Genomic DNA, 13,225 nt, shown 5'->3' on the forward strand with positions numbered 1-13,225 from the left:
CCAGATTCCTCCGTTGTCACTAAACGGACTACCCTGTTCGGTATGAACCAGCGAAAAGACCGACCCGACGGAACGTCCGACGAGTCGGAGCATTCGCGAAAGAAGCGACTACGGAAGTTGTTTCACCGCAACGAAGTGCTTCTGATTACCGACAAGAAGCGCACGCCCATGCAAGATATGCGCCATCGGCGGCGTATTTACAACGTGATTCAGGCGTTGCGTATCCCCTTGCTTATTTTGGCGGGTGTGTCGTGGGTTATGTGGCATGCGTGGGTTTTGGCGATCATCATATTTTTTATCTCGATACCCCTTCCGTGGGTGGCTGTGGTGATCGCCAATGGGCATGGCTCTCCGCGTGATCCGCGTGAGAAAAATGTTTATAAGCCGGGGCTGGTGCGTGAGATGAATGAACGCGCGCAACTGGAGGCTCAACAGGCGCAGCAGCTAGAAAATCGCTCGACCGAGGTAGATATCAGGCGCACTTTTGATGGAATCATCATCGATGCTCAGGAAGAAAAAGACACCAATGACAATGACTAGAACTCCGCTCACTCAGGCTGCAGCGACGCTGAAGGCACGGTTCCGTGAGATCGGCTACACCACTTCGGGCATCAATAATGTGCTGGGCCCGGATTTCGTGGCTGCCATGCACGCCGGTCAGCCGGCCGCAGTGCGCTTTCACCTCGATTCCTTGCCGGAATCAGACCTCAACCTCGCCCTACGGGCGTTCGTGTTGAGGGACCAGGTGCGCGTCGAAAAGCTTGCTGCTTTGCTCGGGGAAGCGCTCAAGACGCTTGTCGACGCCGCTCTCGTTGAAATTTCCGGCGAGTACGCCCAATTCTTAATTGATATTCGTCCGCATTTGATTGCTGGGCGTCAGCAGTGGGTATTTTCTGATGCTGATGCGTCCATGACTCAACATGTTCCAGGCCCTGATCATGTGTTGGGTGTCGGTGCGGCCAGCCTGTCGTTGTTGCAAGCAACGCCGACCTCCCCCACTGGTTCCGTGTTGGATTTGGGTACTGGTTCGGGTATTCAGGTGCTTGGTCAGGCAGGTGCCGCGCAGGAAATCATCGCCACCGATGTGCATCCGCGCGCTCTCGATTTCGCTGAAGCCACGCTTGTTGATTCCGGCATTCCCACGCAGTTGGTGGAGGGCAGCTGGTTTGAACCGGTTCGCGGGCGCACCTTTGACCGCATCATCGCCAACCCGCCGTTCGTGGTGGGACCACCGGAAATTGGGCATGTGTACCGCGATTCCGGCATGGATCTAGACGGCGCGACCGCGTTGGTGGTCAAAGAAGCCTGCGCGCATCTCAACCCTGGTGGCACCGCTCACCTGCTCGGCGCATGGGTGCATTCCGCGGATCAATCGTGGCAGCAGCGCGTTGCAGAATGGTTGCCGGATAACGGTTATGTTGCTTGGGTTATTGAGCGCGACGCCGTGAGCCCCGCGCAGTATGTGGGCACGTGGCTTAGTGATGAGTCCCTCGATCTGCGTAGCCCCGAGGCAGCAGCACGCACCACCGCGTGGCTTAACCACTTTGAAAAAGCCAAGGTTCAAGGCGTTGGTTTTGGTTTCATCGCCATCCAACGTCTGGAGGAAAACGAGGCGGATGAGAAATCCGATATCTTGGCTGAATCCATGACCCAGTACTTCGAGGATCCTCTCGGCCCTGAAATTGAGGAGTACTTCACCCGCACCGCATGGCTTCGTGAACAAACTCGCGATTCCATTCTGAGCTCCCGCTTCAAAGTTCGCCCTGGCGTGGCCCGGGAACAAATCAGCCTGGCCGATGCGGAAGAAGGCATGGGCTTTAGTCCTGTCACGTTGAGGCTCACCCGCACCGATGGTCCTCGTTGGTCCCATGATGTTGATGAGCATGTGGCTTCCATCGTCGCAGGACTTAACCCACATGGACTCCCCTTTGAAGAAATCCTGGAAATGTACGCGATGGCTCAAGGTATCGAGGGAGAATCCCTGCACAACGGCGCCATTGCGGCGTTGGTGGATCTCATCCGCCACGGATTAGTGTTGCCCGCTGATCTTCTCGATTCTTAAATAAGGACTGTTTGTGAAAGCCGTTTTAACCCGTGTGAGTTCCGCCAGCGTCAGCGTGGATGATGAAATTGTTGGAGCCATCGATTGCCCCGACACCGGAGGCATTTTGGCGCTGGTTGGAGTCGGCGCTGCTGATAGCGACGACGCCTGGGAAACCATGGTGCGAAAAATTGCTGAGCTGCGCATCTTGGATGGCGAACAATCCGTCAGTGATGTCAATGCTCCCGTACTGCTTGTTAGCCAATTCACCCTGCATGGTCGCACCGCAAAAGGCCGGCGCCCATCGTGGTCTGATGCAGCACCTGGTGAGGTGGCTGAGCCGGTGATTGAAAAGATTGCACAAGGTTTACGTGAGCGCGGAATCACCGTGGAACAAGGACGATTCGGCGCAATGATGAAGGTCACATCGGTTAACGAAGGCCCCTTCACCGTTTTGGTCGAGTGCTAACCAGTCAAGCCTAAGAGCTTGAAACGCCCCAATGTGGGGGTGTTAAGAACTCCACAAAAGCGCTTGGGAACTTTTTGTGGAAGCAGTCCGTTGAACCTCTTGAACCGCGAATTTAGGAGGCCAGTTATGACAGCACCGTCCACGCAGGATCTCGCAACGACTGAACGTGAGGTAGATCCCGGCAGCAGAAGGGGCCAAACCAACGACAATCCCTCGCAGGACCTTGTTCGCGTTTACCTCAACGGCATCGGCAAAACTGCCCTGCTTACCGCGGAGGATGAAGTTGAGCTCGCACAGACCATTGAGGTTGGTCTTTATGCAGAGCACCTTCTGAAAAACTCTGAAGAGCCACTCACCCGCGCCATGAAGCGCGATCTAAAGGTTCTTGCCAAGGACGGCAAGAAGGCTCGTTCCCACCTCCTCGAGGCAAACCTGCGCCTGGTGGTGTCCCTTGCTAAGCGCTACACCGGCCGCGGCATGCCACTGCTGGATCTTATCCAGGAGGGCAACCTCGGACTGATCCGCGCGATGGAAAAGTTTGATTACTCCAAGGGCTTTAAGTTCTCCACCTACGCAACCTGGTGGATCCGCCAGGCAATCACCCGCGGCATGGCAGATCAGTCCCGCACCATCCGCCTCCCAGTCCACCTTGTGGAGCAGGTGAACAAGCTTTCCCGCATCAAGCGCGAGATGTACCAGCACTTGGGCCGTGAAGCCACCAATGAGGAACTCGCAGAAGAGTCCGGCATTGAAGAGTCCAAGATTGAAATGCTGCTTCGTCAGTCTCGCGATCCAGTGAGCTTGGACATGCCAGTCGGCGCCGATGAAGAAGCTCCTTTGGGTGACTTCATTGAGGATTCTGAGGCCACCGATGCAGAATCCGCAGTGGTTGCTTCCATGCGCCACTCCGATATCCGCGCGGTCCTTAACACTCTCGAGCCACGCGAGCAGGATGTCATCCGTTTGCGCTACGGCCTCGATGACGGTGTGCCACGCACCCTTGATCAGATTGGTCGCCGCTTCGGACTGTCCCGTGAGCGCGTCCGCCAGATAGAGCGTGAAGTCATGAGTAAGCTCCGCGATGGAGAGCGCGCATCACGTCTTCGTGAGTACGCCCAGTAAAAGCGTGAACTAACAATCGAAGCGTCGGGGCCCACCTACCGTGGCCTCGGCGTTTTAGTGGTTCCTGGACCATATTTTACCGGCGAGTCCCAAGGCGTGAGATGACAGATCAGGTAACTTTAGTTATTATTCGCTAGACTTTAATACGTTCAACTGAAGTAAAACCACGGATACGGGGAAGTTTTCTTTCCTATTAACAACATGCGCCAGCATCACTACTGTCGATGGAGATCCCTCATCAGTCGATCGATAGAAAAATCGGTAGACTATGTGAAAGTGTGTTCTCTGTCGAGCTCATTCTCCTTGAACATTTCACGTGTTTTAAGAAGTGTTTTTAAGAGAATACGCATTGAAGTAGTTTTCCCTGCTGGCAGCGGCATAAATTGAGTTTGGAAAAACAAGGAAGGCAGCCTCCTGTGAAGGATCTGGTCGATACCACCGAAATGTATCTGCGCACTATTTACGAGCTGGAAGAAGAGGGCATTGTTCCTCTGCGTGCTCGTATCGCAGAACGCCTTGAGCAGTCCGGCCCAACTGTCAGCCAGACTGTCGCCCGTATGGAACGCGACGGTCTTGTGCACGTCAGCCCCGACCGCAGCCTCGAAATGACTCCAGAGGGACGTTCCCTCGCCATCGCCGTGATGCGTAAGCACCGCCTAGCAGAACGCCTCCTTACCGACATCATCGGCTTGGACATCCACAAAGTCCACGACGAAGCATGCCGCTGGGAGCACGTGATGAGTGATGAGGTTGAACGTCGCCTCGTTGAAGTTCTTGACGATGTGCAGCGCTCCCCTTTCGGTAACCCAATTCCTGGCCTCGGCGAAATCGGTTTGGATCAAGCAGATGAGCCTGATTCCGGCGTTCGTGCCATCGATCTGCCTCTCGGTGAGAACCTGAAGGCTCGCATCGTACAGCTCAACGAGATCCTGCAGGTAGATCTTGAGCAGTTCCAGGCACTCACCGACGCGGGTGTTGAAATCGGTACCGAAGTAGACATCATCAATGAGCAGGGCCGGGTCGTGATCACCCACAACGGCTCCAGCGTAGAACTGATTGACGATCTTGCACATGCAGTCCGCGTAGAAAAGGTTGAGGGCTAACACACGATGAAGCTTCTGGTTACCGGTGGCGCTGGCTATGTTGGCAGCGTTGCTGCCGCTGTTCTTCTAGAACATGGGCACGATGTCACAATCATTGACAATTTCAGTACCGGCAACCGTGAAGCAGTCCCTGCTGACGCTCGCCTGATAGAAGGTGACGTCAACGATGTCGTTGAGGAAGTCCTTTCTGAAGGCGGATTCGAGGGTGTCGTCCACTTCGCTGCTCGCTCATTGGTAGGCGAATCAGTGGAAAAGCCCAATGAATACTGGCACGACAATGTGGTCACGGCGCTCACCTTGCTCGATGCAATGCGTGCCCTTGGGGTGCACAACCTTGTGTTCTCCTCCACTGCTGCTACCTACGGTGAACCAGACGTTGTTCCCATCACCGAGGACATGCCCACCCAGCCGACCAATGCTTATGGCGCAACGAAGCTGTCCATCGACTACGCAATTACGTCCTACGCTGCTGCCTTTGGTCTGGCTGCAACCAGCTTGCGCTACTTCAACGTTGCTGGCGCATACGGAAACATCGGTGAAAATCGTGAAGTTGAAACTCACCTCATTCCACTAGTGCTGCAGGTAGCAACCGGTCACCGCGAGAAAATCTTCATGTTCGGCGATGACTGGCCAACTCCCGATGGAACCGCGGTCCGCGATTACATCCACATTCTTGATCTTGCCAAAGCACACGTGTTGGCTTTGGAATCCAACGAAGCCGGTAAGCACCGCATTTTCAACCTTGGTTCCGGAGATGGCTACAGCGTGAAACAGGTTGTGGAGATGTGCCGTGAAGTAACCGGACATCCCATCCCGGCAGAGGTCGCACCCAGGCGTGCAGGAGATCCAGCAACACTAATTGCATCTTCTGAGAAGGCAAAGCAAGAACTGGGTTGGACCCCTGAGCACACTGATCTGCGCACCATCGTTGAGGACGCTTGGGCGTTTACATCCGCACTGGGCGATCGTTCCCATGCTGCAAAGAAGAAAGCTTAAGCTTTCGGATCGGGGACATGAAAGTCCCGCAATTGCTGGTTGCCGCGGAGGCAGGCGTCGATAAGCTTTGTTGTTTCGCCGTTGAACAACCCTTCGCGCAGCAGATTGCTCAAGTTGTGCCGCGGCGTGGCTTCGATGGCTGCTTCCAGCGCCGGTGAGGCCTTCATGCTCAGCCCCATGGCGATGACCGACAATGCGTAAAGGCACAGAGCATTAGATCGGAACTCGCCTGTGAAGGTACATGCCGCAGCGCGCAGGAGCAGCGCGGCTTCCCGAGGGAAGTCGACGCACAGGTGAAGGACGGCGTCGCGGAGAAAACTCCCTGCCATATAGGTGGCTACCGTCTGTAAAATATCCACCTCCCCCAAAAGGCCATCAAAATTTTCGGCGCCAGATGATGAATCAATGTAGTTGGCTTTGACGAATTCGAGCGCACGGGTAAGTACATCAAGCGAAGTGAGGTAGTAATAGCCCGAATCATCGGCATTAATCTGGTGCTGAATGTCCTCGGCCAGCGTGCGGGCGTCTTTTTCAAGCTTTTTGCGTTTCGACGCCGACACATGCGGATTATTTTGCTCAAACAGGGCGTACGCTTCATGTCGATTAAGCTCCGGCAATTGCCCTTCCTGAAGCATCCTCTTTGTTGCAGCGGCAGAACTAATCGGTGCAATCCGCCCAAATTCCCATTCAGAGATTCCGTGATCATCTGCTGCTAGTGCCTCTGGCTCCGGACCGAAGCACAGCATGTATGGCTCACTGCTGATCACTTCCTTGGTGTACCAGCAACCAGTGATGTTGACGATCCCCTGCTCAGCGGTGGCTAAAAGCTGCTCGAGGGTGTCATCGAGTGCATTGGGCGGAAGCTCTTTGGAAATAAGGAAAGCGAAAATCCGAGTTGGATTGAAAGAATCTACTGCTTGACCCACATCGGGCAACAATCTGGTGTCTCCCACATCAAGTCGGATCACAGGACCCAGCGTTAAAGTTGTGGCATCATCTTCCTGCATCATGCAGGCCAACACGATGGATTCAGAAGGGTAGAAACCGAGGATTCCAGGAATATTGGCCAGCAATTGGCCGGGGGTTTGAAGGACGGTTGTTGGTTCGTTTCGGTGTGCTTTAGCGGTCATGCTGCACAGTATGTCCGGACTTTGTGGAGATGTCTCCCCTGCTTCCTGCAGCGAGCGCGAAAACTGTGGATAACTGAAGTTATCCACAGGCACCTTTTCGATTTCCACCAAACCCGCACGTAGATCGAGTTCCCGTTTCATGAAATTGGTGGACGAAAACCAGGTTTGGAGTTTAGACTTGGCGAAATTCACGAAAACTATTTATTGCCGGGCTACCTGGATGAACATCGGTGTAATTTTAGGGATTATTTTCGAGGGTCCCCACGTTGTACTGAGCAGTTGCCAATACGGTTGCCAGTTCGAAATTTAAAAAATGGTGGCTTAGAGCTATAAAAGGAGGAAAAATGTCGGATAACAATGATCGTATGTACGAGCTTGAGTACCCGTCACCGGAGGTGAGTGGACAAACGGCCGGTGGCCCGACGCTCATCGTTGCCCTCCAAGGCTATGCCGATGCCGGACACGCCGTGGAGTCCAGCTCATCACACTTGATGGACGCTCTAGACCACCGCTTGATCGCATCGTTTAACAATGATGAACTTATTGATTACCGTTCCCGCCGCCCCGTGGTTGTCATTGAACACAATGAAGTGACCAGCATGGATGAGCTCAACCTGGGTTTGCATGTGGTGCGCGACAATGACAATAAGCCGTTCCTCATGCTTTCTGGCCCTGAACCAGACTTAAGATGGGGTGACTTTAGCAATGCTGTTGTCGATCTGGTGGAGAAATTCGGTGTGGAAAACACCATTTGTCTCTACGCAGCTCCCATGACGGTTCCTCACACTCGCCCCACCGTGGTGACCGCACACGGTAATTCAACTGACCGCTTGAAAGACCAGGTGTCGTTGGATACGCGGATGACTGTGCCTGGTTCAGCCTCGCTGATGTTAGAGAAGCTGCTAAAGGATAAGGGTAAGAATGTCTCCGGTTACACGGTGCATGTCCCCCATTATGTTTCTGCTTCTCCTTATCCTGCGGCTACCTTGAAGTTGCTGCAGTCCATTGCGGATTCAGCCGACCTCAACCTTCCTCTGTTGGCTTTGGAACGCGACGCAGAAAAGGTGCACCGCCAGTTGATGGAGCAAACCGAGGAGTCTTCAGAAATTCAGCGTGTGGTTGGCGCATTAGAACAGCAATATGACAGTGAACTGGAGCGTTACCGCAACAGGCACCCTCAGGCAGTGATGCCTGGTGAATCTGAGCTTCCAAGCGGTGATGAGATTGGTGCGGAGTTTGAAAAATTCCTCGCTGATCTAGATGATCAAGGCGGATCGGATCACAAAGAAACTCCGGAAGCTTAACTTAGAACCGGCCTCCTTATAAACCTCAGCGCGTCTCGTGTTTTCCACAGATGTGCTGAGGTTTTGCCGTTTTTTAATGCTGGTTACCCCCGGTGTCCCAGGCGTTAGCTAGTGTGGTTGATTGTGAACCTTTCTGAGATGCTTCCTGATCTTTCCGATGTCCCCGAGAGCTTGATGGATGAGTCCATTTTTGACAGCTTTTTAAGTTGGACCCGTGAGCGGGGTATTTCGCTGTACCCTGCTCAGGAAGAAGCAGCTTTAGGAATCTTGGCCGGGGACAATGTCATCTTGGCAACGCCTACTGGCTCGGGTAAATCCATGGTGGCTATCGCCGCCCACTTTATTGCCATGGCCAGAGGCCAGCGCAGTTTTTACACCGCCCCCATCAAGGCGTTGGTGAGCGAGAAGTTCTTTGCGCTGTGTGAGATCTTTGGTGCGGAAAACGTCGGCATGATGACTGGTGATGCAACAGTCAACGGCAAGGCGCCGATTATTTGTGCAACGGCGGAGATTGTCGCCAATATTGCCTTGCGTGATGGCTCTGGCGCTGCGATTGATCAAGTAGTGATGGATGAATTCCACTACTACTCAGAGCCAGACCGCGGTTGGGCATGGCAGGTACCACTGCTGGAACTATCACGCGCACAATTCCTGCTGATGTCAGCCACCTTGGGTGATACCGAATGGTTGGAAAAGGACCTGCAGCAACGCACTGGCCGCACAGCAAACTTTGTTGGAGGCACCGAGCGTCCTGTTCCCTTGGAGTTTTCCTATGTGTACACCCCAGTGCACGATACCATCGAGGAGCTGCTGAAAGATTCCAAGGCACCCATCTATGTTGTGCACTTCACCCAGCGTGATGCGATTGAACGAGCCCAAGCATTAACGTCCCTCACGGTGGTGAACAAGGAAGAAAAAGAGCGCATCGCTGAAGAGATCGGCGATTTCCGCTTCAGCACCACCTTTGGAAAAACGCTATCCAAGCTCCTGCGCCGAGGCATCGGAGTCCACCACGCTGGCATGCTTCCCAAGTACCGTCGTTTGGTGGAAAAGCTCTCCCAAACGGGTCTGCTGAAGGTTATTTGCGGTACTGACACCTTGGGTGTGGGCATCAACGTGCCTATTCGCACCGTGCTCATGACCGGCTTGGTCAAGTTTGATGGGTCTCGGGAACGTGTATTGAAGTCCCGTGAATTCCACCAGATCGCTGGCCGTGCGGGACGCGCTGGCTATGACACGATCGGCACCGTAGTTATCCAAGCCCCGGAGCATGAGATTGAGAACCACCGCCTGCGTGAAAAGGCTGGACAAGACCCCAAGAAGCTTAAGAAGCTGCGTCTTAAAGCCACTCGCCCCGGTGAGGTGACGTGGACCAAGAAGACCTATGAACGCCTCACCACTGCAGAACCAGAGCAACTGACCAGCTACTTCAAGGTCAGTAACTCCATGCTGCTCAATGTTATTGCCCGACCTGGCGATGGCTACCAGCACATGAAGCACTTGTTGCGGACCAACCATGACACCCGCACCAAGCAGAACAAGGACATCCTCACTGCTGTTGAGCTATTCAAGGGCTTGATCAATGCGGGCATCGTGGAAAAAGTCCCAGATGGACCCGACGCTACGGGTCGCATCTATGCCCTCACGGAAGAACTTCAGCGAGATTTCGCGCTCAACCAGCCCCTTGCGCCTTTCGCTTTGGCTGCACTGACTCTGCTGGACAAAGAGTCTGAAACCTACACCCTCGACGTGATCAGTGTGTTTGAAGCAATCCTGGAAGATCCCCGACAGATCCTCCTTGCGCAGCAAAAAGCACAGCGCGGTGAAGAGATTGAAGCTCTTAAAGCCGAAGGCGTTGATTACAACGAACGCATGGCCATCATTGAGGATGTCACCTGGCCAAAGCCACTGGAAGAGGAACTGGAAAGCGCCTTCGAGACCTTCCGTGAAGGACACCCGTGGGCAAAGGAATTTGAGCTCAAACCCAAATCCGTTGTGCGCGACATGATCGAACACGGCATGACCTTCTCTGATTTGGTGGCTACCTACGGTGTGGCCAGGTCAGAGGGTGTTGCGCTGCGCTACCTCACCGATGCCTGGCGTACTCTCCAACACTCACTGCCTACGGAAGCTCGCACCGAGGAACTTGATGATGTTGTGGTGTGGTTGGGCGAACTGATCAAACAGGTCGACTCCTCCCTGGTGGATGAGTGGGCTCAGATGGCGGATCCAGAAGCACCGATCAGCAAGGAAGCGCTGGAACGAGAGCTCGCCTTCGGCGTGGAAGACCCAACAGCACTTACCGCCAACCGCAGGGCATTTACCATCATGGTGCGCAACGCCATGTTCCGCCTTGTGGAGCTATTTGCTTATGAAAAGGAAGATCAGCTTAGTCAGATGACTGAATATCTGGATGAGGCTCCTGATTTCGGTGCTGCGATGGATGCGTACTTTGATGAATATGCGGATCTTGATACCGGCCCGGCAGCTCGTGGACCAGAGTTCTTCAAGGTAGAGCACACGGGAAGAATGTGGGAGGTGCGTCAGGTGGTGAAGGATCCAGAAGGTGATAATTCCTTCGCGTTTGTTGCCACCATTGATCTTGATGCCTCTGATGATGCAGGTGAGGTGCGTTTTGGATCGCTGTCGATTGACCACAACTAGGGGTTTGCGTCGAAAAGCAAGCACGCCTGGTGCCTGATTTGAGCGGTTTTACCTATGGCGCTTTGGCGCCGTCAAACTGTCCCAGCGATTTCATTATTATTTTCGTGCATTCACCGTTATAGTTATAGGCATGAGCAATAAAGAGTACCGGCCCACACTCGCCCAGCTTCGCACCTTTGTCACCATCGCAGAATGCAAGCACTTTGGTACTGCTGCCACCAAGCTGTCCATTTCGCAGCCATCCCTCTCCCAGGCACTTGTCGCATTAGAAACAGGCCTGGGAGTTCAGCTGATTGAACGCTCCACCCGCAAGGTCATTGTCACCCCAGCGGGCGAGAAGTTGCTGCCATTCGCCAAATCCACCCTTGACGCGGCGGAGTCTTTCCTCTCCCACGCCAAGGGCGCCAACGGTTCACTCACCGGACCGTTGACCGTAGGCATCATCCCCACGGCAGCTCCTTACATTTTGCCGTCAATGCTGTCCATCGTGGATGAAGAATATCCAGATCTGGAGCCACATATTGTCGAGGATCAAACCAAGCACCTTCTTGCGTTGCTGCGTGACGGCGCCATCGACGTCGCCATGATGGCCCTGCCTTCTGAGGCACCAGGCATGAAGGAAATCCCCCTCTACGACGAAGACTTCATCGTCGTTACCGCCGCCGATCACCCCTTCGCCGGCCGCCAAGACTTAGAACTATCCGCCCTAGAAGACCTCGATCTGCTGCTTCTCGACGACGGACACTGCCTCCACGACCAAATTGTGGACCTGTGCCGCCGCGCAGACATCAACCCCATTAGCTCCACCACTGCTGTCACCCGCGCATCCAGCCTTACCACCGTCATGCAGCTCGTCGTCGCCGGCCTTGGATCCACCTTGGTCCCAATCAGCGCAATCCCATGGGAATGCACCCGACCAGGACTGGCAACAGCCAACTTCAACTCTGATGTCACCGCAAACCGCTGCATTGGATTGGTGTACCGTTCCTCTTCTTCTCGCGCCGAAGAGTTCGAACAGTTTGCACTCATTTTGCAGCGCGCTTTCCAAGAAGCCGTCGCGCTTGCTGCCTCAACTGGCATCACCTTGAAGCAAAATGTCGCGGTAGCGCAGTAAGTTTTTCTAGAGGTTTTCCAGAGTCAGCTACAAGCAAAAAGCCCTTTCCATTGATGCACACCAACGTGAGATTCAAGGGAAAGGGCTTTATTGATTGCAGAATGCCTACTGCATTAGCGGCGCTCCACCGGAATATTTCCACCACTGATCTGGCGGTAAATATGAACGGTAGACAGCATCATTACTGGCAGCACGATGATCAGGCCGAAACCGATCGTGAAAATACCGATGATGAGTGTGGCAAACCCGCCAACCAGGGAGAACAGCAACAACATTGGGTAGTTGCGCAGCGAGTCCTTGAAACCAGTTTGAACAGCGCTTCCTGCAGTGTGGTGACCATCAGCTGTGTAGTACACCCAGTAGGAGTACAGAGGATTGATGAAGAACAACAGCAGGTAGACAATGAAGAACATGCCTAAACCGCTGTTATTGACCTCAACGGTACCGGCAGCGTCATTAAACGACACCAGATTTTGAGTGAGAAAAGTGGTGAAGGTGCCCAGGATGATGCCGAAGATACCCAGCCCCACCATCAGAATCACTGTTTGACCAACATTGATGGGTTTAAAGAAATCACCGAAGCGAACTTTGTGTCCATCAACAGAAAGCAGTGCACCGCGCATGACGCAAATGGTTATTGCGAAGGTGATGATTCCGATAACTACGTTCAACAGGGTCTCGGAAACCGAAAAACCAGAAGTCGTCGTGCCCGCATTAGGGTCGATCAAAAATGATAAGTAGCCAAGCAACCCACTCACAATCATGAACGCAAGGCCAAGACCGACGGTGCCCAAAATCCACACTGCTGGATTGGCAAACGTGGCTTTGAATCCGAAGCGAATCGCCCGCATGATGTCGACTTTGCCGTTGCTCGCTTCCAGCACCACGTCGTTCTGCGGTGAAGTAGCGCCATAACCTTGGTAGGAATTCTGGTACGGAGTCTGCGGGTATGGCTGACCGTAGCCTCCATATCCCGAAGCACTACCCGGGCCGAAGCCCTGACCGCTGCCCTGACCATTGCCCTGACCATTGCCCTGAGCGTTGCCCCGGCTGTTGCCCTGGCCGTTTCCCTGGAATCCTCCCGGCGCGTCCTCCGGATGCGAGGTCGGACCGTACTGGGAATCCTTATTTAGGTTCTGCCAGGATTGATCCCAGGACTGCTCGCGCGATGTGTCGTCGCCCTCACCGTTGTTGTTCGTCTGGTCGTCGCGGCTCATTGTTTTTCGTCGCCCTCCCTATAGTGATTAGTTCACCTCCAGACTACCTGGCACCGCGTGGGCTG

General features: G+C 54.1%; 11 protein-coding genes. 9 read left to right on the plus strand and 2 right to left on the minus strand.

The window, feature by feature from the left end; genetic code table 11:
* The first annotated feature begins 42 nt into the window (after nucleotides 1-42).
* The 6 genes from KW808_RS09220 (at nucleotide 43) to galE (ending at nucleotide 5,731) form a co-directional block, all read left to right on the plus strand.
* Nucleotides 43-540, plus strand: coding sequence for a DUF3099 domain-containing protein (locus KW808_RS09220; protein WP_034983773.1), 498 nt, complete (start codon nucleotides 43-45; stop codon nucleotides 538-540).
* Nucleotides 533-2,062 carry a DUF7782 domain-containing protein gene (locus KW808_RS09225; RefSeq protein WP_003859833.1) on the plus strand — a complete coding sequence of 510 codons (1,530 nt, stop codon included), beginning with the start codon at nucleotides 533-535 and terminating at the stop codon, nucleotides 2,060-2,062. Before KW808_RS09220 ends, KW808_RS09225 begins: the two co-directional genes overlap by 8 nt.
* 13 nt (nucleotides 2,063-2,075) lie before the next feature.
* Complete coding sequence (dtd, locus tag KW808_RS09230) at nucleotides 2,076-2,510, plus strand: D-aminoacyl-tRNA deacylase (RefSeq protein ID WP_003859832.1); 435 nt, start codon at nucleotides 2,076-2,078, stop codon at nucleotides 2,508-2,510.
* 126 nt (nucleotides 2,511-2,636) lie between these two features.
* The gene (locus KW808_RS09235; RefSeq protein WP_003857368.1) at nucleotides 2,637-3,632 is read left to right on the plus strand and encodes a sigma-70 family RNA polymerase sigma factor; all 996 of its coding nucleotides are present in this window, start codon (nucleotides 2,637-2,639) and stop codon (nucleotides 3,630-3,632) included.
* A gap of 416 nt (nucleotides 3,633-4,048) precedes the next feature.
* Entirely contained in the window at nucleotides 4,049-4,735 is a 687-nt protein-coding gene (locus tag KW808_RS09240; protein ID WP_003857371.1) for a metal-dependent transcriptional regulator, read from the plus strand.
* A gap of 6 nt (nucleotides 4,736-4,741) precedes the next feature.
* Nucleotides 4,742-5,731, plus strand: a complete 990-nt coding sequence (galE, locus tag KW808_RS09245) for a UDP-glucose 4-epimerase GalE (protein ID WP_003859828.1) — start codon at nucleotides 4,742-4,744, stop codon at nucleotides 5,729-5,731.
* Here the strand turns inward: galE and KW808_RS09250 are convergent.
* Nucleotides 5,728-6,861 (minus strand): DUF4192 domain-containing protein, encoded by a 1,134-nt coding sequence (locus tag KW808_RS09250; RefSeq protein ID WP_230622947.1) that lies wholly within the window; start codon nucleotides 6,859-6,861, stop codon nucleotides 5,728-5,730. The genes galE and KW808_RS09250 overlap by 4 nt on opposite strands.
* 344 nt (nucleotides 6,862-7,205) lie before the next feature.
* Between KW808_RS09250 and KW808_RS09255 the strand changes: the two genes are divergently transcribed.
* From KW808_RS09255 to KW808_RS09265, 3 genes are all read left to right on the plus strand, one after another.
* Nucleotides 7,206-8,165 (plus strand): proteasome assembly chaperone family protein, encoded by a 960-nt coding sequence (locus KW808_RS09255; protein WP_003859825.1) that lies wholly within the window; start codon nucleotides 7,206-7,208, stop codon nucleotides 8,163-8,165.
* A gap of 123 nt (nucleotides 8,166-8,288) precedes the next feature.
* On the plus strand, nucleotides 8,289-10,829 hold the full coding sequence (locus KW808_RS09260) for a DEAD/DEAH box helicase (protein ID WP_170844368.1): 2,541 nt from the start codon (nucleotides 8,289-8,291) through the stop codon (nucleotides 10,827-10,829).
* A gap of 130 nt (nucleotides 10,830-10,959) precedes the next feature.
* Nucleotides 10,960-11,943, plus strand: coding sequence for a hydrogen peroxide-inducible genes activator (locus tag KW808_RS09265; RefSeq protein WP_003859821.1), 984 nt, complete (start codon nucleotides 10,960-10,962; stop codon nucleotides 11,941-11,943).
* Nucleotides 11,944-12,056: 113 nt separating this feature from the next.
* Here the strand turns inward: KW808_RS09265 and KW808_RS09270 are convergent, their stop codons facing one another.
* Nucleotides 12,057-13,160: a DUF2189 domain-containing protein gene (locus KW808_RS09270; RefSeq protein WP_003859820.1), complete on the minus strand. Its 1,104-nt coding sequence runs from the start codon at nucleotides 13,158-13,160 to the stop codon at nucleotides 12,057-12,059.
* Nucleotides 13,161-13,225: the final 65 nt, after the last annotated feature.

Origin of the sequence: [Brevibacterium] flavum, from assembly GCF_019317305.1 — a bacterium.
In the GTDB taxonomy this organism is placed as follows: Bacteria; Actinomycetota; Actinomycetes; order Mycobacteriales; family Mycobacteriaceae; genus Corynebacterium; species Corynebacterium glutamicum.